A 22,766-nucleotide genomic window follows, 5' to 3' on the forward strand; every position below is an offset into this window, starting at 1 on the left:
TTTGCGGATCACGGCATCACCTCCCGGGGGGCCACGCGGCGGTTCACCGCGCCCCAGTCGAGGGGCTGAACCGGGCGGAAGGAGACGGTGCCGGCGCCGACGGCGGTGTAGCCGGTGCTTGCGGAGGGGGCGGCCGGGTCGGCGGCGCGCACGAGATACGCAGGCGGCGTGCTGGCGCAGGCCGTGAGGCCGAGCGCCAACGCCGTCGCGAGGACGGGCTTGAGCATGTGTGGTCTGGTTCCGGATCGAGGCGAGGAGCCGGCCGGGACGGCCGGAGGTCGTCGCGTTGAGAACGTCGAGGCGGAGGGGGGGGGCGCGAACGGCCCGCGCGGGCGTCGGCCCGCGCCTCAGGCTCTCGGCGGGCGCTCGATCCGGGCGGAGCGCGCGTCGGTCAGGAGCGTCTCGATACGCCAAGCGGCGGCAATGGCCACCGGGGGCGCGAGATGCGCGTCCTGCGTGCGCGGGAACCCGAGGGGCTGGCACTTCGCCATGTCGCAGCAGCCGGCCCGGTCGGGTCCGCCCGCCGCGTTCCCCGCGTCGGCGCAGAGATCTCCGAGAGCATCCGGCTGTGCCTCGGTGCCGTCGTGATCGAGCGCTGTCGCGTCGACGCATGCGGCTTCGGAGAGCGTCACGCCCGTCTCGCGCTCGGCATGCACCGCACCCGCATGCGCGACGCCGAACGCGCGGGGCAGCGGAGCCACCACGACGGACAGGGCGATCAGCAATGCGACCAGGGCACTCAGGAGGCGCAAGATCAGCTCCGAATCATTACCTAGGTAAGTCTACGCGATCCGAGCTTCCGTACAAGCGACCGGAACGCCGCACCGGCGCCGGAACTGCTGCGACGGGCCGACGCGTCCGTGCGCCGGCCCGCCACCGTTCAGCGGGGCCGCCGAACCCGCATCACTGCGCGCTCGTGCCCGTGTCGACCGGCGCGCCGGTCATGAAGCCCCGCAGCTCCGCCTGCGTCACGCTGCCGTCGTCGTCGGCGTCGACGGCCCGGAAGATCCGGGCGTGGAAGTCCTGGACCTCCTCGAGCGACAGCGTGCCGTCGCCGTCGGCGTCCATGACGGCGAACGCGATGCGCATCATCGGGCCGTGCCCCATCATGCCCATGCCACCCATGCCGCCCATCATGCCGGGACCCATGCCCTGCCCCATGCCGGGTCCTTGGCCCATGCCCATCATGCCGGGCCCCATCATGCCCATGCCCTGGCCCTGGCCCGGGCCCATGCCCATACCCTGCTGGCCCATGCCCTGCTGGCCCATGCCCTGCTGGCCGGTGCCCGGGCCGCCCTGCTGCATCATCTGCTGCCTCTGCTCCTGGTTCATCATCGGCATGCCGGCGCCCGGCTGGCCCGGCTGGGCCTGCCCCTGCGGCGAGGTCTGCGCGTGGGCGGACGCGGCGGCCGCCAGGAGTGCGGCGCCGGCGGCGAGAGTGGCGATCGTTCTGGCCATGGTGTGCTCCTTCTCTGTCGGCTCCTCGCGGGAGCCGTTCTTCCTGCGCGCCGGAGGATCCGGCGCGCATGCTCGCAGGCGGCGGACGACGGTGTCCTTCCGACGCCTAGCGAATGCCGTTCGCGCGCTGCAGCTCGCGCACGTAAATGACGATGTCGGCGACCTCGGCCTCGCCGACGCGCGGCTGCGCCGGCATGTCGCCGAAGCCCCAATGGTGCGCGCGGACGCCTTGCCGGACGGCGATGTGGAAGGCGCCGTCGGCATGGTGGCCCGGCTCGTAGATCCGGTGGACCAGCGGCGGGCCGCTCTCCGAGCCGGCGGCGTTCGCACCGTGGCAGGCGGCGCAGCTCGCCGCGAAGGCGGCCGCGCCCCGCTCGGCCCGGGCCGAGAGCGCCGGCACGGCCACCTCGACGACCGTCGCCGACGGCGCGGGCCGGAACCAGACCAGCGCCGCGGCTCCGAGGGCGACGATCGCGCCGATCGGCAGGACGCTGCGCCACCCGCCGGAGCCGCCCGGCGGCGGCGCCGGGCTGGGCTGCGGGGCGGCGGCGCCCTTCCTCGCGGGACGGGAGCGGCTGCGCGGCACGGCTCAGCGATCCGCCCGTTGCGCGCCGACGAAGGTCCCGAGCGGATGCCGGACGTCGTTCTCGGCGAACAGCACGACCTCGTACGGCTCGGCCACCATGCCGGGCGCATCCATCCCGGGCGATCCCATGGGCATGCCCGGGACCGCGACGCCGACGACGCCGGGGCGCTGCGCGAGCACGGCCTCGATGGCGGACACCGGGACGTGCCCCTCCAGGACGTAGCCGCCGACCTCGGCGGTGTGGCAGGAGAGCAGGTCGTCGGGCACGCCGAGCGCGGCCTTGATCTCGTCCATCCGGGTCGTGTCGCGGACCTCGACGGCGAAGCCGGCGGCGCGGACGTGGTCGATCCAGGCGCCGCAGCAGCCGCAATTCGGGTCCTTGTGGACGATCATGGCCGCGCCCGGCGCGGCGGAGGCGCCGGCGGCGCCGAGGACGAGGAAGGCCGCGGAGGCGGCGACGAGGGTCATGCGGGTCATGATGCGTTCTCCCGATGAGCCGGCGACGGCCGGCGGAGCGTGAAGGTGCGGGTCGAGGAGGTGCGGGTCGCGGAGGTGCGGGTCGGGGCGGTGCCCCGGCGCGCGGCGGCGAAGGCGAGCGCCGGTACGACGAGCCACTGCGCGATCGGCGACAGGCCGAGCTCGAAGCCGCCGACGGGAACGGTCGGCATCGCGTCCGTGTAGGCCCAGGCTTCGCGCACGACGATGTTCAGCCATTCGCTGAAGGCGGTGTAGGCGACGCCGACGACGATGGTGGCCGCCGCGACCGCGCCGAACCGCTCGCCCGGCCAGCCCGCCGCGCCGAAGACGACGAGGGCGGCCGCGAGGGCGGAGAGCCCGATGAGGACGTCGCCCGCCGTGCAGTGCACGATGGCGAAGGCGATCTCGCCGAGGCTCGCCTCCGACCAGATCGTGTAGAGCGGCGTGTGGCCGATCTCCCAGGCGAGGCTCGCCAGCGCGAGAACGGCGAGGTAGCGGCGCAGCCCGCCGAGCCACGCGCCGCGGTCGTTATTTCCCATGGCCGTGCCCGCGATGCATGAAGAGGTGCAGGAGCGGGCATGCGACGAGCACGAGATACGGCACCGCCGCCAGCACGTGGCCGGTATGGGTGGCGAGCAGGTAGACCCCGAGCGCCGCGAGGGCGAGGCAGGCGGCGAGGTTGACCCGCGAACGCAGGAAGCGGCGCAGGGCGCTCTCAGGGGCGACGGGCGGAAGCGAATGGTCCGACATGGCCGTGTTCTCCTGTTCGCGTTCAGCTCTGCTGCAGCCCCAGCGCCGCGATGTCCTTGCGGCGGCGCTCGAGCAGCTTGGCGTTGATGGCGACGACGACGGTGCTCAGCGACATCAGGGCTGCACCGACGGCGGGGGTGAGGATGACGCCCCAGGAATAGGCGACGCCGGCGGCAAGCGGGATCGCGACGACGTTGTAGCCGGCGCCCAGCACGAAGTTCTCGATCATCTTGCGGTAGGTCGCCCGTGACAGGGACAGGATGGCGGTGACATCCCGCGGGTCGTTGCGCACGAGCACGATGTCGGCGGACTGCACCGCGACGTCGGTGCCCGCGCCGATGGCGATGCCGCAATCCGCCTGGACCAGCGCCGGCGCGTCGTTGACGCCGTCGCCGACCATGGCGACCGTCTTGCCCCGGGCCTGCACCTCGCGGATCTTGTCCGCCTTCTGGTCGGGCAGCACCTCGGCGAAATAGTCGTCGAGCCCGAGCTCGGCCGAGACGCTCTGCGCCACCGCCCGCGCGTCGCCCGTGAGCATCATGCATTCGATGCCCATCGCCTTGAGCTTGGCGATCGCCTCGCGGGATTCCGGCCGCACGACGTCCGCGAGCGCGATGGCGCCGACGACCTCCTCGTCGAGGAGGACGTAGACGACGGTCTTGCCCTGCTCGGCGACGCGCTCCACGTCGGCGTGCGCGGTCTCGATGCCGCGCCGGCGCAGGTAGCCGGGACCGACCACCTTGACGTTCCGGCCGGCGACGGCGGCCTCGGCCCCCTCTCCGGGCAGGTTGCGGAAGTCGCGCACGGCCTCGACGGCGAGGCCCCGCTCCTGCGCCGAACGGGTGACGCCCCGCGCGATCGGGTGCTCGGACTGGCTCTCGAGCGCGGCGGCCCAGCCGAGCACCGCGTCCGCCGGGAGCGCCCCGAGCGGGATCACGTCGCTCACGCCGAAGCGGCCCTCGGTGAGCGTGCCGGTCTTGTCGAAGACGACGACGTCGAGATTGCGGGCGCGCTCGAAGCTCGCCCGGTCGCGGATGAGCAGGCCGCTCGTGGCGCTCAGCCGCGTGCTCACGGCGACGACGAGCGGAACCGCGAGCCCCAGCGCATGGGGGCAGGCGATCACCATCACCGTGACCATCCGCGCGATGGCGAACTCGTAGGGCGCACCGACGCCGATCCAGACGACGAGCGTGGCGATGCCGACCACGAGCGCGCTGTAGGTGAGGATGTTGGCGCCGCGGTCGGCGAGGTTCTGGCTGCGCGAGCGCGATTCCTGCGCCCGGCGCACCATCTCGATGACCTGGGCCAGGTAGGTCTCGTCCCCGGTCTTGCGGATCTCGATCGTGATCGCGCCCTCGCCGTTGACGGCGCCGCCGATGACGACCTCGCCCTCGCTCCGCTCGACCGGCTTCGACTCGCCCGTGAGCATCGATTCGTCGAGGCTGGTGCGACCTTCCACGACGACACCGTCGGTCGGCACCTTGGCCCCGGGCCGCACCAGGACCCGGTCTCCCGGCCGGAGGTCCGAGACCGGCACCTCCTCCGTCGTGCCGTCGGGCAGCACCCGGTCGGCCGTCGCCGGCATCAGGGCCACCAGCGCCTGGAGCGCCGCGGAGGCGCCCATCACCGAGCGCATCTCGATCCAGTGGCCGAGCAGCATGATCAGGATGAGGGTCGCCAGCTCCCAGAAGAACGGCTCGCCGGCGAGCCCGAACACGGTCGCGGTCGAGTAGACGTAGGCCACCGTGATCGCCAGCGAGATCAGGGTCATCATCCCCGTCTTGCGGTTGCCGACCTCGGAGACGAACCCCGTCAGGAAGGGCCAGCCGCCGTAGAAGAAGACGATCGTCGAGAGGCCGAACAGGACCAGGGTCGATCCGGGGAACGCGAGCGTCTCCGCGAGCCCGAGGAACTCCTGGATCATCGGCGAGAGCAGCAGGATCGGCGGCGTCAGGACGAGCATGATCCAGAAGCGGCGACGGAAGTCCGCGATCATCGCCGCGTGGTCGTGGCCGCCGTGGCCACCATGGCCGCCGTTCCCGCCGGTCCCGTGCCCACCGTGCTGCCCGTGCGGAGCGCCCGGGGCGGCCTTGCGTACGGCCGGGGCGGCGATGCTCGCGTCACCCGGCGCGGAGGCGTCGCCCTCGGGATGGTGGTGCCTGTGGTTTGGTTCGGTCATCTCTGGATTCTTCCTCTGTCGAACACGTCGACGCTCGACCGTCCCGTCTTGCCGGGGCCGAGCGATCGGCGGCGCGGCTCACCCCGGGTCGGCCCGCGAGCGCTCGGCCTGGACCGTCCGTTCCCTCTCGGGCCAGGTGCTCTTGATGAAGGCGAGGACCGCATCGATCTCCTCGTCGGTCAGCACGCCGGCGAAGCCCGGCATGTCGCTCTCGTAGCCGGGGACCAGGACGCCGGGGCCGTGCTCGATGATGGCGACGAGCTGACGGTCCGAATGGTGCCAGGTGTGGCCGGTCTCGTCGTGCGGTGGCGCGGGCAGGCGGCCCGAGGGCAGCCGCTCCATCCAGTTCGCCTGGCCTTCGAGGTTCGCACCATGGCAGGAGGCGCAGTACGCCGCGTAGACCGCGCGCCCCTGCGTCACCCGAGCCGCCTGCGCGGCCGCGTCGCCGTCGTCGGCGAGCCACCAGGCGGTCGCTCCCGCGGCGGCGGCGGCGAGCGCGACGGCGGCGACGATGGTCGTCGTCCGCCTCATGAGCGCAGATACTTGATCAGCGCCGCGATCACGAGAACGACGAGGACGACGAGGAGGAGCCCCCACAGCCCCATGCCCCACATCCAGCCACCCATGTTTTCGCCCATCCAGCCGTTCATGTGATCAGTCCATCCCTGCTGCGTACGCATGACGAAATCTCCTTCTCGGGTTGTCGGCTCAGGTGACGCGCAGGAGCGCCGACATGCCCCCGGCCTGATGCTCCAGCACGTGGCAATGCAGCAGCCAGTCGCCGGCGCCCTCCGCCACGAAGGCGATCCGCATCCGCTCGCGCGGCGCCATCAGGGCGGTGTCGGCGAGCGGCGCGTGCGGCTCCGGCGCGCCGTCCCGCTCGAGGATTCGGAACGCGTGGCCGTGCAGATGGATCGGGTGCCACCAGGCGGTGTCGTTCACGAGATCGAGCACGACCGAGCGCCCGCTCGCCACCGTGAGGAACGGCGGCAGGCCGTGACCGCCGTCGTCGGCGGCGCCGTTCACGGCCCAGGCGAGGCCGCGCATCATCATGGTGCGCATGGCGCCCGGCCCGCCGCGCATGCCGCCCATCATCCCGCCCTCGAAGACCACGTCGAGGCGCTCGGCGGACGCGACGTCCGGCTCCGGCACGGGGTTCGGCGGGAGCACGAGGGAGGCGTCGAGCGGGCTGTCGCGCAGGGGCGTCTCGCCGTAGGCGAGGTCCACGACCCGGTAGGGCTCGCGCGGGAAGACGTCGACGACGGAGGCGCGGGCGCCCGGATCTCCGCCGCAGTCGAGGACGAGGTCGACCCGCATGCCCGGCCCGAGAAGGACGATCCCGTCCGGCGGCTCGTGCGGCGTCACCGGATGCCCGTCGCGGGCGACGACCATCGGCGCGTGGTCCTCGAAGCGCAGGGCGAAGATGCGGGCGTTGGCGACGTTGACGAGCCGCAGCCGCAGGCGCTCGCCCGGCGCGACGGCGAGCGCGTCCGGGACCCGCCCGTTGAGCGTCACCGTGTTGCCGAGCCGCCCGGCGTGGCTCATGTCCATGCCGTTGCCGAAATCCTCGACGATCGCCGCCTCGGGATCGAGCCGCCAATCGTCGAGCGCCCAGACGAGGTCGCGGTCGACGCGCAGGGGCTCGGGCTCCTCGACGACGAGGACGCCCGAGAGGCCGCGCTCGAGCTGCTCGGCGCTGGCGTGGTGCGGGTGGTACCAGAAGGTGCCGGCGTCGAGCGCGTCGAACTCGTAGACGAAGCGCTCACCGGGTGCGATCGGCGGCTGCGTCACGTTCGCCACGCCGTCCATGGCGTTGGGCAGCCGCAGCCCGTGCCAATGGACCGTGGTCGGGTCCGGCAGGCGGTTCTCGACGGTGATGCGCAGCCGCTCGCCCCGGGAGGCGCGGATCTCGGGACCGGGAATGCGCCCGTCGTAGGCCCACACCGCCGTCTCGGGGTGCGGCGCACCGACGAGCGCGGCCTTCGCCGGGGCCGGTGTCAGGGTGACGTCCCGTGTCGCGGCGGCGCGGGCGGGGCTGGTGGCGGGTATCGTGGGGAGCGCGAGGGCGCCGGCGAACGCCGCCGAGCGCGTGAGGAACGACCGGCGCGTGAGCGCAGGCGAAGAGACGATGCGGGTCATGAATGCGGTTCCGGGTGGCGGACGAGCTTCGACGAGCCCGTCGGCCGACCGGCCGCGGGCTCAGGCGAGCGTCGCCGGCCTCGGCGGCTCGTAGTCCGGACGCAGGGTGCGGCCTCCCGGCAGCGCGAGCGGTGCCGGGCGCGCGTCGTCGGCCGTCTGAGCCGCCGGCAGCAGCGGCGGCGGCGAGGGCACGAGCTGGAGGAGGCAGGCGACGGCGCAGGCCGCGCCCCCCTTGTCGTGACCGTCCTGGCAGCCGGGGCAGGCGTCGCTCGTCGCCGCGGCCAGGACCGCCACCGTGCCCGCCGCGTCGGATTGCGCGACCATGCAGGCATGCGCGTCCGCGCGCGCCCCCGCCGTGCCGGCGAGGAAGAGCGCCAGCAGCCCGACGAGCAAGAGGGTGACGCGGCCGAGACGGCCGCTGGACACGCGGATCATGAGCGACAAGTAGGCGGCCATCCCGGGCCGCGCAACTCCGCAGCATCCCGGGTGCGGGACGTGCCGCCCGGTCCTCGCGATCGTGGACGCCGCCGCGACCTCGGGCCGGACGGGATCGCCGCCACGCCGCACCGCCTGCGGCACTATGCCCGAGCGGTAGACGGGCTCGGCACGACGCAGCCCCCGGCGGGCCGCGAGCGCACCTTCGTTGCGCCCGCGCAACGTTCTCGCCGGCCCGACGCGACACGCTCGGCACGACGACGTCGGCGCGGTCGCCGACGAGCCACGGAGGAACCGCGTGAGCGTGATCGATCTCGCATCCCGGCCCGAGCTCGCCGCGCATGCTGGGCGGACGCTCGGGCTCCTGCGCGCGCACCTCGCCGGAATGGACCTCGCCTGTCCTTGCCGCGAACGGCTCGAGGACGCGCTGACGCGGCTGTCCCGGTTCGAGGAAATGCGCTCGCGCCGGCTGATCCTGGCCGCCGCACGCGAGGAGCGCGAGCGGATCGGCCTTCTTCTCGGCCTCCTGGCCGAGCTCGACGACCTCGCGCCGGGAGAGCCGGACGAGACCGTCTACCGCGAGCTGGAGCTGCTGTTCCGGGACGTCGCCGCGGCGGCGGAGCGCGGCGCGCTGGCCCTGGCGCGCGCGTCCGGCGCGGCCGTCTAGGCGGATGCGGGCGGCGGCAGGCTCGCGCCGGCGTTCGTGGCGTCCGGGTCGGGCCCGTCGATCAGCCGATCCGGCCGCGCCACGGCGGCGAGCCTGTCGCGATCGACGATCGTGACGCGCAGGCCGTCCAGGACGACGCCGTCCGCGGCGAGGGCCTTGAGGGTCCGGCTGAGGTTTTCCGGCGTCATCCCGAGATAGCTCGCCAGCAGCCGCTTCTCCACGGGAAGCACGTAGGTCGGGGCATTGCCCGCCAGCCGCGACTGCCGGAGCAGGTAGGACGCCACGCGCTCGCGCGAGGTCCGCAGCTTCAGGCCCTTGGCGTGCCGGACCACGGCACGATACGCGCCCGCCAGCTCGTTGATCACCGAGACGGCGAATTCCGGATCGCGCCGGAACACGGCGCGCAGGTCCGGGGCCGGCACGCGCACGATTCGCGCCGGCCCGAGCGTGCGCGCCGACATCAGGTAGGGCGCATCCCGGATGCAGGCGGCGAGGATGAAGCTGCCGACCGGATGGACCACGGCCATCGTCGTCTCGCGCTCCTCCCAGCGGGCGTAGAGCTCGACCGCGCCCTCGATCACGATGTGGAGGAAGTCGGCCGGGTCGCCCTGGCGAATCAGCTCGCGCCCGGCCGGGTAACGCTCCGCCCGGGCGCTGTGCATCAGCGCCTCGAAGCTCGACTGCAGCATGTCGCGGAACAGATGCAGATGGCGGATTTCCTGGTGCTCTTCGGGTCGCATGCTCGCCTGGCCGCTTCGTCGTCGGGTATCTGTTCTCCCGAACGACGTGCTTTTCAAGCCTCGCGGAAGCCGGGATCGACCCGGACCGGTGATGTCCTCGATCCGGGTGCGCGCGCGCAAGCCCTGCGGGGAGCCCGTCCTGGGGATCGCCGTGAGCGCCCCCCGCCTCGAGGCCTGCGCGCCTCCGGGTCGGTGGTCCCGATGCGTCGCCCCTCGAGATCGGCGTCGGCGGCCGACGCGAGACGCGGGGCGGCCGTTCACGCGCTCGGGCGCGGACGCAGCAGTGCGGGGCCGTAGACGAGGGCGAACCCGAGGAAGCTCGCGGCGAAGGCGGCACCGCCGAGCTGAAGGAGCCCGATCGCGTGGCCCGGAACGAGGCTCCCGGCCATCCGCGCGGCGGCGCCGGCGACGACGAGCGCGTAGAGCGCCTGCGTCCCGCGATCCGCGGCGAGAGGACGGCCGGTGTGCCCGCGGGTCGCGCGCGTCATCACGGCGAGGGTCATCGTCCCGATCGCACCACCGGTCCAGGCGTGGATGCCGGCGCTCGGCAGAACCAGGTCGAAGGCGGAAAGGCCGACGAGCACGAAGCCCACAGGCACGAACGCGTAGGCGACGTGCAGAATCGCGACCAGCGGCTCGCGCAGCGTCCGATCGCCGGCCCAGCGCCCCAGGCGCACGGCGTGGAGCCCGCCGGCGACGAGGAGCGCCGCTCCGGTGAGCGCGTAGGCGGGCGCCGCGATCCAGGCCGCCAGGGCGAGGCCGCCGACGATCAGGGAGAGAGCATCGAACCGCCCGAACGGTGCGGGCGCGCGTCCCGGGTTCTCGCGCGCGATCCAGTTGCGGGTGAAGCTCGGGACGATGCGCCCGCCGATCAGCATGACGAGGAGGATCGTCGCCGCGATCCCGATGCGCGGCCCGTAGGAGACGGTGCCGCCGAGCCCGGCCTCGAGATGGAAGACGGCATTGCCGATCCCCAGGAGGACGAGCGGCGCGAGGACCTTCAGGTTGCGCCAGTTGCGGCCGGCCGCAATCTCCCGGGCGCAGGCCGCGGCGACGAGGGCGAGGAAGAGGACGTCCACCGCCATCGTCGCCTCCCAGCCGATCGCCGACGACGCCGCCACCGCGATCCGCCCGGCGAGCCACGCCGCGACGAGGACGGCGAGAGGCCCGCCCCGCAGCGGAAGCCGCCCCGTCCAGTTGGGGATCGCGGTGAGGAGGAAGCCCGTGGCGACCGCCGGCACGAAGCCGTAGAGCATCTCGTGGACGTGCCAGTCGATCGGCGCGAAGGCGCTCGGCAGCGCGATCACGCCGAGATGCGCGGGCACGAAGACCAGCATCGCCATGCCGGCCTGGAGCGCCCCGACGAGGAAGAAGGGCCGGAAGCCGTAGGAGAGGAGCGCCGGGCCGTCCTGCCGGCTCGTGCGGGGGATGGAGGGCATCGTCTCTCTCGCGTGTCGTGTCGCGGGACCCTCGCGCCGATCGCCCCGCACGGTCCTTGTCCCAGCGCAACCTCGCTCGACCCGCACCCGTGCCGGATGCTAGACCGCGCGAGCGGCGGCGCGGTGCCGCCGGACGGAGCCCGCCATGACGCCGCTCGACCGCGCCCGGATCGCCGCCATGCCTCTCTTCGCCGGGGTCGAGCCGGCCGCGCTCGACGAGATCCTCGGCGCCGCCCGGATCGTGCGCTGCGGCCCGGACGCGGCCTTGTTCGAGCAGGAAGCCGACGCGCACGCGTTCTTCGTCCTGATCGAGGGCCGGCTCCGCGTCACCAGGGTCACCGCCGACGGGCAGCAGGTCGTCGTGCGCTTCGTGAGCCCGGGAGACCTGTTCGGCATCGCCCCGGCGATCGGCCGCACGACCTATCCCGCGACCGCGACCGCGATCGTCGGCAGCACCGCCGTCGCCTGGCCGACGAGCGCCTGGCCGCGGCTCCTCGCCCTCCACCCGGCCCTCGCCGCGAACGCTCTGACGACGGTCGGCGCACGTCTGCAGGACGCGCACACGCGTGTCGTCGAGCTCGCGACCGAGCCCGCGGAGCAGCGCATCGCGCACGCGCTCCTGCGTCTCGCGGAGGCGGCCGGCCGGACCGGCGCGCAGGGCGTCGAGATCGGCTTTCCGCTCTCGCGCCAGGACGTGGCGGAGATGACCGGCACGACGCTCCACACCGTCAGCCGCATCCTCAGCGCCTGGCAGCGCGAGGGCCTGGTGTCCGGCGGACGGCGGCGGATCGCGCTGCGCGATCGCGACGGGCTCGCGCGCATCGCCGAGCGGCGCGGCTGAGCGGCGCGGCCGAGCGGCGCGTCCGAGCGGCTCCCGGGGCCTCGCGCTGAGGCCGACCTTGCGCGGGAACAAGGACCCGTCTCGTGCATCGACGGATACGCTCCCCCGCGACGCCTCCCCCTCCTCGTTCCGGTGGCTTTCCAGCGCGATGATCGAGTTCGCCACGGCCCTCCTCGTCTTCCTTCTGGCGCACACCCTTCCCGCCCGCCTCGGCGCGAAGGCCCGGCTCGTCGCGCGGATCGGCCGCGGACCTTACCTCGCCCTCTACTCGCTGCTCTCGATCGCCCTCCTCGCCTGGCTGATCGATGCCGCGCGGCGGGCGCCCTACGTCGCCCTGTGGGACCCGGCGCCCTGGCAGGCGCACGTCCCGCTCGCGGCGATGCCGATCGCGTTCGTGCTCCTCGTCGCCGGCCTCGCGCAGCCCAACCCGCTCTCCGTCTCCCTGCGCGGCGGGGAGGTGCCCGGCGCGATCGTCTCCGTCACGCGTCACCCGGTCTTGTGGGCCTTCCTGATCTGGGCGCTCGCCCATGTCCCGCCGAACGGCGATCTCGTCGCCGTCGTCCTGTTCGGCGCGATGGCCGCCTTCGCGGCCGCCGGCATCCCGCTCCTCGACAGCAGGGCGCGGCGGCGCCTCGGCGAGGAGCGGTGGCGGACGCTCGCGGCCCGCGGCGGCCCGCGCAGCAGCGGCCGCGGGGCGCTCGTCGCGGCCGCTCTCGGCGGTCTCGCGGCGTACGGCTGGTTCGTGCTCCGGGGGCACGCCCTGCTCCTCGGCGTCGACCCGACCCCCTGGCTCGGGACCGGCGGTCCATGAGCGGGAGGATTCGCTCTCCGGGGGAAAACGCTCACGGCCGGTTGGCGTGCGCCGCGCCGACGTCCTACAGTCGTCGGACGTGCAATCCGCCTGCATCGGAGCGAACAGCCCGCATGGCGCCCTCCCCCGACACTTCCCCCCTCGCCGCGGATCGTCTCGTCGAGGCCGTGACCGATGTCGCGCTCGTGGTCCTCGACACGCACGGCCGCATCGCCAGCTGGAACGCGGGTGCGCGCGCGATCACCGGCTGGACCCCCGACGAGGTGATCGGCCAGCACTTCTCCATCATCCACCCGCCGGAGGACATCGCCGCGGGGAAGCCGGACCGGGCGCTCGACATCGCCCGCGAGTCCGGCCGCTACGTCGAGCAGGGGACCCGCCAGCGCAAGGACGGCTCGCGCCTCGTCGTCCAGTCGACCATCAGCCTCCTGAGCGACGACGACGGCATCCCGGTCGGCTTCGCCGAGGCGACGATCGACATCACCGATCTCGTCGAGGCCGAGGACGCGCTGGAGCGACGGGAGGCGCATCTCACGTCGATCCTGGAGACCGTGCCCGACGCCATGATCGTCACCGACGAGCGAGGCACGATCGAGAGCTTCTCGGCCACCGCCGTGCGCCTCTTCGGCTACGAGCCCGGCGAGGTCCTCGGGGAGAACGTCCGCATGCTGATGCCGAGCCCCTACCGCGAGCATCACGACGGCTACATGCAGCGCTACCTCGTGACCGGCGAGCGGCGGATCGTGGGCACGGGTCGGGTGGTCACGGGCCTGCGCAAGGACGGCACGACCTTTCCGATGGAGCTCGCCATCGGCGAGATGCGCGAGGCGGGGCGGCGGCGCTTCACCGGCTTCATCCGCGACGTCTCCGAGCGCCAGCGCGCGGAGACGCGGCTCGCGGAGCTGCAGGCCGAGCTCGTCCACATGTCGCGCTTCACCGCGCTCGGCGAGATGGCGTCGACGCTCGCCCACGAGATCAACCAGCCGCTCACGGCGATCGCCAACTACCTCAAGGGCTGCCGGCGCATCCTCGAGCGCATGGAGGGCCCGCAGGTGCCGATGCTCGCGGGCGCCGTCGAGGAGGCGGCGAACCAGGCGCTGCGCGCCGGCCAGGTGATCCGCCACCTGCGCGAGTTCGTCGCGCGCGGCGAGAGCGAGCGGCACATCGAGCGCCTGCCCAAGCTCGTCGAGGAGGCGAGCGCGCTCGCCCTCATCGGCGCGCGGGAGAAGGGCGTGCGCGTCTCCTACCGCTTCGACCCGCGCGCCCCGCTCGTCCTCGTCGACCGGATCCAGGTCCAGCAGGTGCTGCTCAACCTCATCCGCAACGCCATCGAGGCGATGGCCGACGGGCCGCTGCGCGAGCTCGTCGTCTCGACGCGCGCCCTGCCGGACGACGGGCTGGCCGAGATCCGCGTCGCCGATACGGGCCCGGGGATCGCCCCCGAGATCGCCGAGCAGCTGTTCCAGCCGTTCGTCACCACGAAACCCCACGGGATGGGCGTCGGCCTGTCCATCTGCCGGACGATCGTCGAGTCGCACGGCGGGAAGATCGCCGTCGAGAGCGAGCCGGGGCGCGGCGCGTCCTTCCGCTTCACCCTGCGAGCCGTGGACGAGAAGGAGCTGAAAGATGTCGAATGACGCCATCGTGCACGTGGTCGACGACGACCTCGCCGTGCGCCAGTCGCTCTCCTTCCTGCTCGCCTCCGACGGCCTCACCGTGCGGCTGCACGAGAGCGCCGGCGCCTTCCTCGACAGCCTGCGCGCGGCGCCCGCGGGATGCGTGGTCACCGACGTGCGCATGCCGGGCATCGACGGCATCGAGCTCCTGCGGCGCATGAAGGCGAAGGGCTGGAGCGCGCCGGTGATCGTGATCACCGGCCATGCCGACGTCCCCCTCGCCGTCGAGGCGATGAAGCAGGGAGCCGTCGACTTCGTCGAGAAGCCCTTCGACGACGAGCGCCTCCTCGCCACGATCCGTGCGGCCCTGGAGCGCGGCGCGAGCATCGCGCACCAGGATCTCGAGAGCGCGCAGGCCCGCGAGCGCCTCGCGACGCTCTCCGAGCGCGAGCGGCAGGTGCTCGAGGGTCTCGTCGCGGGCAAGGCCAACAAGGTCATCGCCATCGATCTCGAGATCAGCCACCGCACGGTGGAGATCTACCGCGCCAACGTCATGACCAAGATGAAGGCCGCGAGCCTTTCCGAGCTCGTGCGCATGGCCTTGATCTGCGGTGTCGCGCGCGGCTGATCGTCGGCCACCGTCGGGGCGCTTAAGGGATGCACCTGAATGGAGGCGCGGGCGGCGGGCGGGCATATGGACGGCGAGGGATGCTCTCGTGGCGGAGCGCCCGCGCCGGAGTGGCCGCGCCATGCCTCCCACCGTCATCCCCGCCGGATCCCGTCCCCTCGCCGGCGCACCCGGTCTCGTCATCCTCGTCGACGACGATGCGGCCGTCAGGCGCGCCCTGACGTTCTCGCTGGAGCTCGAGGGCCTGACCGTCCTGGCGCACGAGGGCGGAGCGTCGCTCCTCGCGGCACCGCCGACGGGTGCGGCCTGCCTAGTGGTGGACTACTACATGCCCGGGATGGACGGCGTGACGCTGGTCGAGCGCCTGCGCGAGGCGTGCCGCGAGCTGCCGACGATCCTCATCACGGCAAAGGCCGATCCCGACATGAGAGCCCGCGCGGCGGCTGCGGGGATCGCGCTCGTGCTCGAGAAGCCGCTCGAGGACGCGGCCCTGGTGGACGGCATCCGTGCGGCGCTCGCGGCGGCCGAGGCGCTCAGGGCCCGCCCTTAGGGAGCGGACCCGACTGGCACCCGGACGGCGCCGGCTCTACGCCTGATGCATCCCGCTTCGCGCGACGCGGCGGGCTCCACGCCGGAGATCGCCGACGCCCCCGCTCGCTGCCCTCGACACCCCGGCGCCGACCACGAGCCCCGTCGAGCCCTGCGCCTGCGACCGGGAGGCGACGACGCTGCTCCCCCTCGAGGAGGCGATCGCAATGGCCGCCGCCTGGGCCGCACCGCTCTCGTCGGCGACCATGGTCCCGCCCGTCGACGCCGCCGGGCGCGTGCTGGCGCATCGCATCCTCGCCCGCCTCTCCGCCCCCTCCTTCGATCGCTCGGCCATGGACGGCTACGCGGTGCGCGCCGGCGACGGGCTGCGCGCCGGCACGCGGCTGCGGGTCGTCGGGCGCATCGCCGCCGGCGCGCGCGGCACGGCGCTCGGCCCGGGCGAGGCGGCGCGCATCTTCACCGGCGCACCGACCCCGCCCGGCGCCGACGCCGTCGTGATGCAGGAGGACGTCCGCCGCGAGGGCGGTGCCGTCGTGCTCTCCCGCGCGGTGGCCTGCGGCGCGAATGTCCGGCCCCTGGGAGAGGACGTCGCGGAGGGCGCGGTGCTGGCGGAGGCGGGCACGCGCGTCGACCCGCGCCTCGTGGCGCTCCTCGCGTCGCAGGGGATCGGCAGCGTCGCCGTGCGCAGGCGCCCGCGCGTCGCCGTCCTCTCCACGGGAGACGAGCTCGTCGGCCCGGGCGAGCGGCTGCGCGCCGCCGCCATCCACGACGCCAACCGTCCGATGCTGCTCGCGCTGCTGCGATCCGCCGGCTGCGAGACGGTCGACGGCGGCATCGAGCGCGACGATCCCGACGAGCAGGCGGCGCGCCTGGGTGCCCTCGCCCGGGAGGCCGACCTGATCGTGACCTCCGGCGGCGCGTCGGTCGGCGAGGCGGATCACGCCGCGCGCGCGATCCTGCGCGCCGGGGGCACGGCGAGGACGCTCGCCATGGCGCTCAAGCCCGGCAAGCCGGCGGTTCTCGGACGGGTCGGGGGCGCCTGCGTCCTCGGCCTGCCGGGCAACCCGGTCTCGGCGCTCGTGGTCTTCCTGCTCCTCGGCCGCGCGCTGCTCTCCGGCCTCGCCGGCGCGGCGCCGCAGCGCCCGCTCGGCCTCCCGCTGCCCCTCGCCGCGCCGCTCGCCCGCAAGGCGGGGCGGACCGAGTTCGTCCCCGCGCGGCTCGTGCGTGACGGCGCCGCGACCCGGGTCGCGCTCCTGTCCTCGAACTCCGCCCGCCTGCGCCCCCTCGTCGAGGCCGACGGCGTCGCCGAGATCCCGGCAGAGACGACGCGTGCGGCGGCCGGCACGCCGGTGGCGTTCCACCCGTTCCACGGGCTGCTCTGCTGAGGGACCGCGCCGCGTCGTCCCGTCCACCGGGCGGTTCCACGCGGCGGGACGATGCTCTGGAGCATGATCCCACCAAGTGGAATGCGGTTGGTGGACGAGATCATGCTCCGAGGGCGAATCTAGAGCAGATCCCGACCTGATCGCATCTGGTCGGGATCTGCTCTAGGCCGGGCGCGGCCGGAACGCATCGACGACCTCCGGCCGCGTCTCGATCCGCGCGGCGCCGACGAGATCCAGGCAATAGGGCACCGCCGGCATGACGGCCAGCAGCGTCGTGCGGATCGAGGAGGGCTTGCCCGGCAGGTTGATCACCAGCGCGCGGCCACGGATGCCCGCGGTCTGGCGCGAGAGGATCGCGGTCGGCACCCGCTCCAGGCTCTTCGCCCGCATCAGCTCGCCGAAGCCCGGCAGCAGCTTCTCGCAGGCGGACTGCGTCGCCTCGGGCGTGAGGTCGCGCGGCGCGGGGCCGGTGCCGCCGGTGGTGAGCACGAGGTCGCAGCCCTCCGCGTCGACGAGGGCGACGATGGCGTCGCGGACGCTCTCGACACCGTCGGGCACGATCCGCGCGAGCGCCTCGAAGGGCGTCGCGAGCATCTCGTCGAGCGCCGCGCGGATGGCGGGCCCGCTCGCGTCCTCGTAGACCCCGGCGCTGGCGCGGTCGGAGACGGTCAGGATGCCGATGCGCGCCGGGCGTGTCGCGTCCTGCGCCATCCCTCAGCCTCCCGTGACGCTCATGTGCCGCCCGACGGTCGGCCCGCGCCCCCGCTCGACCACGAAATCGTGGCCCGCCGGCTTTGCCGAGACGGCGGCGTCGAGCGCCGCGTGGAGCCGCGCGTCGCCCTCCGAGCCGCGCAGAGCGGCGCGCAGGTCGTGGGCGCCCTCGTGGCCGAGGCAGGTGAAGAGCTGCCCGGTGCAGGTGACCCGCACGCGGTTGCAGCTCTCGCAGAAGTTGTGCGACAGTGGCGTGATGAAGCCGAGCCGGCCTCCGGTCTCGGCGACGCGCACGTAGCGCGCCGGCCCGCCGGTGCGGTGCGCGATCGGCTCCAGCGTGAAGCGCTCCGCGAGGCGCGCCTTCACGGTCTCGAGCGAGAGGTACTGGTCCTCCCGGTGCGCGCCGACGTCGCCCAGCGGCATCACCTCGATCAGCGTCAGGTCCATGCCGCGCCCGTGCGCGAAGCGCATCAGCCGCTCGATCTCGCCCTCGTCCGCATCCTGCAGCGCCACCGCGTTGAGCTTCACCGAAAGACCGGCGGCCTGCGCCGCGTCGAGGCCGGCGAGGATCTTGTCGAGCGAGCCCCAGCGGGTGATGGCGCGGTAGCGCTCGGGGCAGAGCGTGTCGAGGGAGACGTTGATGCGCCGCACGCCCCGCTCGGCCAGCGCCTGCGCGTGCCGGGCGAGCAGCGTGCCGTTCGTCGTCAGCGTGATCTCGTCGAGCGCCCCGCTGTCGAGGTGGCGCGAGAGCCCGCCGATCAGGTCGATCAGGTCGCGCCGCACCAGCGGCTCCCCGCCGGTGAAGCGCAGCTTGCGCACGCCGCGGGCGACGAAGGCCGAGCAGAGCCGGTCGAGCTCCTCCAGCGAGAGCAGCTCGCGCTTCGGCAGGAAGGTCATCGCCTCCGACATGCAGTAGACGCAGCGCAGGTCGCAGCGGTCGGTCACCGAGACCCGGAGATAGGTGATGCGGCGGTCGTGGCCATCGATCAACGGCGAGAGGGCGGGGCACGGCATGGGATCAGCCTCGGCCCGCGTGGCCGCAGGCGGGCGCGGCCTGTGCCGGCCTCAGGGCGTAGGCGAGCATGCCCTTCAGGCAGGCGCCGCCGGGATCCTCGGCGCGGCCGATCGTCCCGATCAGCGAGACCCAGTCGTCGTCGCTCGCACCGGCGCTGAACAGGGATACCGCCCGCGCGGCGAAGCCGCCGGCGGTCAGCCCCTCGCGCGCGGCGGCGGCCTCGACCTCGGTCACGAGCGCGAGGTCGCCGAGGCCGACGAGCGCCTCCATGGCGACGACCTCGTCGTCGAGGCGGGCGATGACGTCTCCGAGCAGCATGGCCGCCTCCTCAATGCACGTTGAGCGCGCCGGGCGCGGGGATCTCGAGGCCCTCGACCGACGACGCGGCGAGCAGGCGCGCGACGTACTGCGCCTCGGCGCGCCGGCGCACGGCCTCGCGCAGATAGGCGGCGATGCGCGCCTGCACGATCTCGAAGGGGAGGATCTCGCCCGCGATCTTCCGGTCGAGGCGGACGACGTGCACGCCGTAGCGGGTCTCGACGGGATCGGACACCGCGCCGGGCGCGAGCGCGTCGAGCGCCGCCTCGAACGCGGGCGTCGTCTCGCCCTGGCGGACCTGGCCGAGATGACCGCCCTCCTGCCCCGAAGGACAGGTGGAATGCAGCCGTGCCAGCTCGGCGAGGTCCCCGGGGCGCTGCCTCAGGTGCGCGGCGAGCGTGCGGGCCTTGTCGAGGGCGGCGGCGAATGCCGCCTCGTCCTCTCGCCGGGCCCCGATCAGGATATGCGCCGCCTCGTAGAGGGTCGGCGCGCGGAAGCGCTCGCGGTTCGTCTCGTAATAGCGCCGGCACTCGTCCCCGGTCGGCTCGGGGGTGACGACCTCGCGCTCGACGAGGGCACGCATGTCGGCCTCTCCCTGCGTCTCGCGCCGGCCCTCCGCATCCGTGCGGGGCTCGGCCACGATCCCGAGGCGCTCGGCCTCCTGGGCGAGCGCCTCGCGCAGGACGAGGGCGAGCGCCGCCTGCTTCCAGGCCGCGACCGGCGTGAGCGCCGGATGGTTCTGCACCTCGCGGGCGATCATCGCGTGGGAGAGCGTCTTGCCGCCGACGCGGATCGGGCGGCGGGGGGCGTTGGGGGTCTGGCGCACGGAGCAGGCGGCGGACATCGGGGGGCTCCTCGGGGGCGAGCTGGAAAGGAAGGGCCGGCCCGGACGGCAGCTGCCGGGCCGGCGAGGTCCGTCACTCGGCGGGCTGGGCCGCGGGGACGGGACGGGCGGGCGCGGGGCGCGCCGCCGGGGCCGGCTCTTTCGCGGAGGCCGGCTTCTTGGTGCGCACCACCTGGTAGCCGCGCCGGCCCAGATACCAGACCGGGGCGGACCAGACGTGGACGAGGCGGGTGAAGGGGAAGACGAGGAAGATCGCCATCCCGAGCAGGAGGTGCGCCTTGAAGATCGGGTGCACGTCCGCGACCACGGCCGAGACGCCGGGCTGGAGCGTCAGGATGCCCTGCGCCCAGGTCATGAACTTGAGCATCTCGTACCCGTCCAGGTGCCCGAGCGAGAGCGGGATCGTGGCGAGCCCGAGCAGCAGCTGGGCGAAGACGATCAGCAGGATCGCGGTGTCGGCGAAGGACGAGGTCGCGCGGATGCGCGGGTCGAACAGCCGCCGATGGGTGAGCAGCGCGATGCCGACCAGCGTCACGAGACCGGCGATGCCGCCGACCGCGATCGCCATGCCCTGCTTGAACGCCTTCGAGATCCCCACCGCCTCGAAGACGAAGGCGGGCGTGAGGAGCCCGGCCGCGTGGCCGAGGAACAGCACCAGGATGCCGACGTGGAAGAGCACCGAGCCGAGCACCAGCTGCCTGCGGCGCAGGAGCTGGCTCGAGCTCGCCTTCCAGGTGTACTGCTCGCGGTCGAAGCGGATCCACGAGCCGACCAGGAACACGGTCAGCGCGAGATAGGGAAACCATCCGAACAGGATGTGGTTGAGCGAGGTCTCCATGGCGCGGTCTCCTCAGGCTCGGTCCGTGGACGATGAATGGGTGAAGACGGTGCGCGGGCCCATCATGGCCGGCGTCTCGAGCCCCGGCGCGGGGCGGCGCGCCTGGCGCACCTTGGCGGCGAGCTGGTCGACGCCGCATTCCGCGGTCGCGGCGCCGGGCCCGAAGCGGACCTCCTCCTCCTCCCAGACCCGGTCGAGGGCGGCGAGGTCGTTCGGGTCCGTCTCCTCGATCTCGGCGAGCGCCTCGAAGGAGGACGCCTCCGGCGCCGAGGCGCAGAGCGCCACGAGCGCGGCGAAGACCGCCGCGTAGGGGCTCTCCTTGCGGGCGAGCCGGTCGCGCAGGGCCTCGAAGACGTGGGCCGGCTCGGCGAGGAGCGCACGCGCCTCCTCGCCCGGGAGCGTGGACGCGTATTCGAGGAAGAGCGGCAGGTAGTCCGGCAGCTCGGTCGACGCCATCTCGAAGCCGGCGCCGTCGTAGAGCGCCTTCAGGTCCACCATCGCCTGGCCGCGGTCCCGGCTCTCGCCGTGGACGTGCTCGAACAGGTTGAGCGAGTGCGCGCGGGTGCGGTCGAAGAGGAGCACGTAGCGCTCCTCCAGATCGTAGAGATCCTCGGTCTCGAGCCGCGCGAGCAGCGGCTCCAGCGCGCCCCGCGCCCGAGCGTCGAGGGCGGCCTCGGCGGCGATCCCCTCGCGGATGGCGGGGATGGCGCGCAGGAGATCGCGGGTCGGATAGCCGAGGAGCGCGGAGAGTGCCTTCAGGGTGAGCATGGTCGTGATCCTTCGCTCGGCGCCGCCCTCAGGCGACCTCCATCGGGGTCTTGCCCTGCTTGCGGGTCTTTCCGCCGAACAGGCCGGTCGTGGTGTCGCCGCCGGAGCAGCCGTTGCCGAAGGAGAAGCCGCAGGAGCCGCGCAAGTCGTAGGCGTCCTCGAGGCCCATCTCGCGATGCGACGTCGGGATCACGAAGCGATCCTCGTAGTTGGCGATCGCCATGATCCGGTACATCTCCTCGATCTGCGCGCCCGAGAGGCCGACCTTGCCGGCGATGGCCTCGTCGATGACGCCGTCGATCGTCTTGGCGCGCATGAAGGCGCGCATGGCGAGCATGCGCTCGAGGCCGGTGACCACCGGCTCCTCCCGCCCGGCGGTGAGGAGGTTGGCGAGGTAGCGCACGGGGATGCGCAGGTTCTTCACGTCGGGCATCTCGCCGTCGACGCCGATCTTGCCGGCCTCGGCGGCGGACTGGATCGGCGAGAGCGGCGGCACGTACCAGACCATCGGCAGCGTGCGGTACTCGGGATGGAGCGGGAAGGCGATCTTCCACTCCATGGCCATCTTCCAGACCGGCGAGCGCCTGGCCGCCTCGAGCCAGGCGTCCGGGATGCCTTCGGCGCGCGCCTCGGCGATCACGGCCGGATCGTTGGGGTCGAGGAAGACCTTCAGCTGGGCCTCGTAGAGATCGCCCTCGTCCGGGGTCGACGCCGCCTCCTGGATGCGGTCCGCGTCGTAGAGCACGACGCCGAGGTAGCGGATGCGGCCGACGCAGGTCTCCGAGCACACGGTCGGCATGCCCGCCTCGAGGCGCGGGTAGCAGAGCGTGCACTTCTCCGACTTGCCGCTCTCCCAGTTGAAGTAGATCTTCTTGTACGGGCAACCCGAGACGCACATGCGCCAGCCGCGGCACTTGTCCTGGTCGATCAGGACGACACCGTCCTCCTCGCGCTTGTAGATCGCGCCCGACGGGCAGGCGGCGGCGCAGGTCGGGTTGAGGCAGTGCTCGCACAGCCTCGGCAGGTACATCATGAAGGTGTTCTCGAACTGGCCGTAGATCTCCTTCTCGACGCCCTCGAAATTGGCGTCCTTGGAGCGGCCGGCGAACTCGCCGCCGAGGATCTCCTCCCAGTTCGGGCCCCACTCGATCTTCTGGATGCGCTCGCCCGAGATCTTCGAGCGCGGGCGCGCGGTCGGGAAGGCCGAGCCTTCGCGGGCCGTCTGCAGGTGCTCGTAGTCGAAGTCGAAGGGCTCGTAGTAGTCGTCGATCTCGGGCAGGTCCGGGTTGGCGAAGATGTTCGCCAGCACCCGCCACTTCGAGCCGATGCGCGGCTCGATCTCGCCGGACGTCTTGCGACGCCAGCCGCCCTTCCACTTGCCCTGGTTCTCCCAGTCCTTCGGGTAGCCGATGCCGGGCTTGGTCTCGACGTTGTTGAACCAGGCGTATTCCATGCCTTCCCGGTTCGTCCAGACGTTCTTGCAGGTCACCGAGCAGGTGTGGCAGCCGATGCACTTGTCGAGGTTGAGAACCATCGCGATCTGAGCGCGGATCTTCATCGTCTTGTCCCCTC

General features: G+C 73.1%; 28 protein-coding genes. 7 read left to right on the forward strand and 21 right to left on the reverse strand.

What is annotated here, in order from left to right:
* Positions 1–8 precede the first annotated feature (8 nt).
* The 12 genes from G407_RS28535 to G407_RS0118270 all read right to left on the reverse strand — a co-directional run bounded on the left by G407_RS28535 (position 9) and on the right by G407_RS0118270 (position 8,045).
* Positions 9–227 carry a hypothetical protein gene (locus G407_RS28535; RefSeq protein ID WP_043540147.1) on the reverse strand — a complete coding sequence of 73 codons (219 nt, stop codon included), beginning with the start codon at positions 225–227 and terminating at the stop codon, positions 9–11.
* Between the two features lie 120 nt (positions 228–347).
* Entirely contained in the window at positions 348–752 is a 405-nt protein-coding gene (locus tag G407_RS0118220; protein WP_156917629.1) for a hypothetical protein, read from the reverse strand.
* 151 nt (positions 753–903) lie between these two features.
* Positions 904–1,458, reverse strand: a complete 555-nt coding sequence (locus G407_RS0118225; protein WP_029031982.1) for an EF-hand domain-containing protein — start codon at positions 1,456–1,458, stop codon at positions 904–906.
* A 106-nt stretch (positions 1,459–1,564) separates the two neighbouring features.
* Positions 1,565–2,044, reverse strand: coding sequence for a c-type cytochrome (locus G407_RS0118230; RefSeq protein WP_245259123.1), 480 nt, complete (start codon positions 2,042–2,044; stop codon positions 1,565–1,567).
* A 3-nt stretch (positions 2,045–2,047) separates the two neighbouring features.
* Positions 2,048–2,521, reverse strand: coding sequence for a DUF411 domain-containing protein (locus tag G407_RS0118235; protein WP_029031984.1), 474 nt, complete (start codon positions 2,519–2,521; stop codon positions 2,048–2,050).
* Positions 2,518–3,060 carry a hypothetical protein gene (locus G407_RS28540; RefSeq protein WP_052341545.1) on the reverse strand — a complete coding sequence of 181 codons (543 nt, stop codon included), beginning with the start codon at positions 3,058–3,060 and terminating at the stop codon, positions 2,518–2,520. Before G407_RS28540 ends, G407_RS0118235 begins: the two co-directional genes overlap by 4 nt.
* The gene (locus G407_RS28545; RefSeq protein ID WP_052341546.1) at positions 3,050–3,271 is read right to left on the reverse strand and encodes a DUF2933 domain-containing protein; all 222 of its coding nucleotides are present in this window, start codon (positions 3,269–3,271) and stop codon (positions 3,050–3,052) included. Before G407_RS28545 ends, G407_RS28540 begins: the two co-directional genes overlap by 11 nt.
* Positions 3,272–3,293: 22 nt before the next feature.
* Positions 3,294–5,450, reverse strand: coding sequence for a heavy metal translocating P-type ATPase (locus tag G407_RS28550; RefSeq protein WP_156917630.1), 2,157 nt, complete (start codon positions 5,448–5,450; stop codon positions 3,294–3,296).
* Between the two features lie 78 nt (positions 5,451–5,528).
* Positions 5,529–5,981 carry a c-type cytochrome gene (locus G407_RS0118255; protein ID WP_029031985.1) on the reverse strand — a complete coding sequence of 151 codons (453 nt, stop codon included), beginning with the start codon at positions 5,979–5,981 and terminating at the stop codon, positions 5,529–5,531.
* Positions 5,978–6,130 carry a hypothetical protein gene (locus G407_RS31850; RefSeq protein WP_156917631.1) on the reverse strand — a complete coding sequence of 51 codons (153 nt, stop codon included), beginning with the start codon at positions 6,128–6,130 and terminating at the stop codon, positions 5,978–5,980. Before G407_RS31850 ends, G407_RS0118255 begins: the two co-directional genes overlap by 4 nt.
* 28 nt (positions 6,131–6,158) lie before the next feature.
* The gene (locus G407_RS0118265; RefSeq protein WP_029031986.1) at positions 6,159–7,589 is read right to left on the reverse strand and encodes a multicopper oxidase family protein; all 1,431 of its coding nucleotides are present in this window, start codon (positions 7,587–7,589) and stop codon (positions 6,159–6,161) included.
* A 60-nt stretch (positions 7,590–7,649) separates the two neighbouring features.
* A complete protein-coding gene (locus G407_RS0118270) occupies positions 7,650–8,045 on the reverse strand; it encodes a hypothetical protein (RefSeq protein ID WP_029031987.1) in 396 nt (131 codons plus the stop codon).
* Between the two features lie 277 nt (positions 8,046–8,322).
* Between G407_RS0118270 and G407_RS28555 the strand changes: the two genes are divergently transcribed.
* Positions 8,323–8,691, forward strand: a complete 369-nt coding sequence (locus G407_RS28555) for a hypothetical protein (protein WP_156917632.1) — start codon at positions 8,323–8,325, stop codon at positions 8,689–8,691.
* Here the strand turns inward: G407_RS28555 and G407_RS0118280 are convergent.
* A complete protein-coding gene (locus G407_RS0118280) occupies positions 8,688–9,431 on the reverse strand; it encodes a cyclic nucleotide-binding domain-containing protein (protein WP_029031988.1) in 744 nt (247 codons plus the stop codon). The two genes, G407_RS28555 and G407_RS0118280, sit on opposite strands and share 4 nt — an antisense overlap.
* A gap of 257 nt (positions 9,432–9,688) precedes the next feature.
* A complete protein-coding gene (locus G407_RS0118285) occupies positions 9,689–10,870 on the reverse strand; it encodes an NnrS family protein (protein WP_029031989.1) in 1,182 nt (393 codons plus the stop codon).
* Between the two features lie 145 nt (positions 10,871–11,015).
* On the opposite strand from G407_RS0118285, the gene G407_RS0118290 reads away from it, so the two are divergent.
* From G407_RS0118290 to G407_RS28560, 6 genes are all read left to right on the forward strand, one after another.
* On the forward strand, positions 11,016–11,711 hold the full coding sequence (locus tag G407_RS0118290) for a Crp/Fnr family transcriptional regulator (RefSeq protein ID WP_029031990.1): 696 nt from the start codon (positions 11,016–11,018) through the stop codon (positions 11,709–11,711).
* 148 nt (positions 11,712–11,859) lie between these two features.
* Positions 11,860–12,522, forward strand: coding sequence for an NnrU family protein (locus G407_RS0118295; protein WP_029031991.1), 663 nt, complete (start codon positions 11,860–11,862; stop codon positions 12,520–12,522).
* Positions 12,523–12,635: 113 nt separating this feature from the next.
* Positions 12,636–14,159 carry a PAS domain-containing sensor histidine kinase gene (locus G407_RS0118300; protein ID WP_029031992.1) on the forward strand — a complete coding sequence of 508 codons (1,524 nt, stop codon included), beginning with the start codon at positions 12,636–12,638 and terminating at the stop codon, positions 14,157–14,159.
* Complete coding sequence (fixJ, locus tag G407_RS0118305) at positions 14,149–14,766, forward strand: response regulator FixJ (RefSeq protein WP_029031993.1); 618 nt, start codon at positions 14,149–14,151, stop codon at positions 14,764–14,766. Before G407_RS0118300 ends, fixJ begins: the two co-directional genes overlap by 11 nt.
* Before the next feature lie 121 nt (positions 14,767–14,887).
* A complete protein-coding gene (locus G407_RS0118310) occupies positions 14,888–15,316 on the forward strand; it encodes a response regulator transcription factor (RefSeq protein WP_043540148.1) in 429 nt (142 codons plus the stop codon).
* 178 nt (positions 15,317–15,494) lie between these two features.
* The gene (locus G407_RS28560) at positions 15,495–16,700 is read left to right on the forward strand and encodes a molybdopterin molybdotransferase MoeA (protein ID WP_052341549.1); all 1,206 of its coding nucleotides are present in this window, start codon (positions 15,495–15,497) and stop codon (positions 16,698–16,700) included.
* Between the two features lie 162 nt (positions 16,701–16,862).
* Here G407_RS28560 and mog read toward each other — a convergent pair whose 3' ends face one another.
* From mog to narH, 7 genes are all read right to left on the reverse strand, one after another.
* Entirely contained in the window at positions 16,863–17,411 is a 549-nt protein-coding gene (mog, locus tag G407_RS0118320) for a molybdopterin adenylyltransferase (protein WP_029031995.1), read from the reverse strand.
* Between the two features lie 3 nt (positions 17,412–17,414).
* Positions 17,415–18,425 carry a GTP 3',8-cyclase MoaA gene (gene moaA, locus G407_RS0118325; protein WP_029031996.1) on the reverse strand — a complete coding sequence of 337 codons (1,011 nt, stop codon included), beginning with the start codon at positions 18,423–18,425 and terminating at the stop codon, positions 17,415–17,417.
* 4 nt (positions 18,426–18,429) lie between these two features.
* Positions 18,430–18,744, reverse strand: a complete 315-nt coding sequence (locus tag G407_RS0118330) for a hypothetical protein (RefSeq protein ID WP_029031997.1) — start codon at positions 18,742–18,744, stop codon at positions 18,430–18,432.
* Positions 18,745–18,754: 10 nt separating this feature from the next.
* Positions 18,755–19,588: a peptidylprolyl isomerase gene (locus G407_RS0118335; RefSeq protein WP_052341550.1), complete on the reverse strand. Its 834-nt coding sequence runs from the start codon at positions 19,586–19,588 to the stop codon at positions 18,755–18,757.
* 73 nt (positions 19,589–19,661) lie between these two features.
* Entirely contained in the window at positions 19,662–20,426 is a 765-nt protein-coding gene (gene narI, locus G407_RS0118340; RefSeq protein ID WP_029031999.1) for a respiratory nitrate reductase subunit gamma, read from the reverse strand.
* Between the two features lie 12 nt (positions 20,427–20,438).
* Positions 20,439–21,194, reverse strand: a complete 756-nt coding sequence (gene narJ, locus G407_RS0118345; protein ID WP_029032000.1) for a nitrate reductase molybdenum cofactor assembly chaperone — start codon at positions 21,192–21,194, stop codon at positions 20,439–20,441.
* A gap of 28 nt (positions 21,195–21,222) precedes the next feature.
* A complete protein-coding gene (gene narH / locus G407_RS0118350) occupies positions 21,223–22,752 on the reverse strand; it encodes a nitrate reductase subunit beta (RefSeq protein ID WP_029032001.1) in 1,530 nt (509 codons plus the stop codon).
* Positions 22,753–22,766 lie beyond the last annotated feature (14 nt).

It is taken from the genome of Salinarimonas rosea DSM 21201 (genome assembly GCF_000429045.1).
Classification (GTDB): Bacteria; Pseudomonadota; Alphaproteobacteria; order Rhizobiales; family Beijerinckiaceae; genus Salinarimonas; species Salinarimonas rosea.

Bases quoted from the DNA above. Each gene is read 5' to 3' on its own strand.
- G407_RS0118310 (WP_043540148.1), top strand. From the start codon at position 14,888: ATGCCTCCCACCGTCATCCCCGCCGGATCCCGTCCCCTCGCCGGCGCA.
- mog (WP_029031995.1), bottom strand. From the start codon at position 17,411: ATGGCGCAGGACGCGACACGCCCGGCGCGCATCGGCATCCTGACCGTC.
- G407_RS0118280 (WP_029031988.1), bottom strand. From the start codon at position 9,431: ATGCGACCCGAAGAGCACCAGGAAATCCGCCATCTGCATCTGTTCCGC.
- G407_RS0118270 (WP_029031987.1), bottom strand. From the start codon at position 8,045: ATGGCCGCCTACTTGTCGCTCATGATCCGCGTGTCCAGCGGCCGTCTC.
- narI (WP_029031999.1), bottom strand. From the start codon at position 20,426: ATGGAGACCTCGCTCAACCACATCCTGTTCGGATGGTTTCCCTATCTC.
- narH (WP_029032001.1), bottom strand. From the start codon at position 22,752: ATGAAGATCCGCGCTCAGATCGCGATGGTTCTCAACCTCGACAAGTGC.
- G407_RS0118255 (WP_029031985.1), bottom strand. From the start codon at position 5,981: ATGAGGCGGACGACGACCATCGTCGCCGCCGTCGCGCTCGCCGCCGCC.
- G407_RS0118335 (WP_052341550.1), bottom strand. From the start codon at position 19,588: ATGTCCGCCGCCTGCTCCGTGCGCCAGACCCCCAACGCCCCCCGCCGC.
- G407_RS0118300 (WP_029031992.1), top strand. From the start codon at position 12,636: ATGGCGCCCTCCCCCGACACTTCCCCCCTCGCCGCGGATCGTCTCGTC.
- G407_RS0118235 (WP_029031984.1), bottom strand. From the start codon at position 2,521: ATGACCCGCATGACCCTCGTCGCCGCCTCCGCGGCCTTCCTCGTCCTC.
- G407_RS0118330 (WP_029031997.1), bottom strand. From the start codon at position 18,744: ATGCTGCTCGGAGACGTCATCGCCCGCCTCGACGACGAGGTCGTCGCC.
- G407_RS0118265 (WP_029031986.1), bottom strand. From the start codon at position 7,589: ATGACCCGCATCGTCTCTTCGCCTGCGCTCACGCGCCGGTCGTTCCTC.
- G407_RS28540 (WP_052341545.1), bottom strand. From the start codon at position 3,060: ATGGGAAATAACGACCGCGGCGCGTGGCTCGGCGGGCTGCGCCGCTAC.
- narJ (WP_029032000.1), bottom strand. From the start codon at position 21,194: ATGCTCACCCTGAAGGCACTCTCCGCGCTCCTCGGCTATCCGACCCGC.
- G407_RS31850 (WP_156917631.1), bottom strand. From the start codon at position 6,130: ATGCGTACGCAGCAGGGATGGACTGATCACATGAACGGCTGGATGGGC.
- G407_RS0118295 (WP_029031991.1), top strand. From the start codon at position 11,860: ATGATCGAGTTCGCCACGGCCCTCCTCGTCTTCCTTCTGGCGCACACC.
- moaA (WP_029031996.1), bottom strand. From the start codon at position 18,425: ATGCCGTGCCCCGCCCTCTCGCCGTTGATCGATGGCCACGACCGCCGC.
- G407_RS28550 (WP_156917630.1), bottom strand. From the start codon at position 5,450: ATGACCGAACCAAACCACAGGCACCACCATCCCGAGGGCGACGCCTCC.
- G407_RS0118290 (WP_029031990.1), top strand. From the start codon at position 11,016: ATGACGCCGCTCGACCGCGCCCGGATCGCCGCCATGCCTCTCTTCGCC.
- G407_RS28535 (WP_043540147.1), bottom strand. From the start codon at position 227: ATGCTCAAGCCCGTCCTCGCGACGGCGTTGGCGCTCGGCCTCACGGCC.
- G407_RS0118285 (WP_029031989.1), bottom strand. From the start codon at position 10,870: ATGCCCTCCATCCCCCGCACGAGCCGGCAGGACGGCCCGGCGCTCCTC.
- G407_RS0118225 (WP_029031982.1), bottom strand. From the start codon at position 1,458: ATGGCCAGAACGATCGCCACTCTCGCCGCCGGCGCCGCACTCCTGGCG.
- G407_RS28545 (WP_052341546.1), bottom strand. From the start codon at position 3,271: ATGTCGGACCATTCGCTTCCGCCCGTCGCCCCTGAGAGCGCCCTGCGC.
- fixJ (WP_029031993.1), top strand. From the start codon at position 14,149: ATGTCGAATGACGCCATCGTGCACGTGGTCGACGACGACCTCGCCGTG.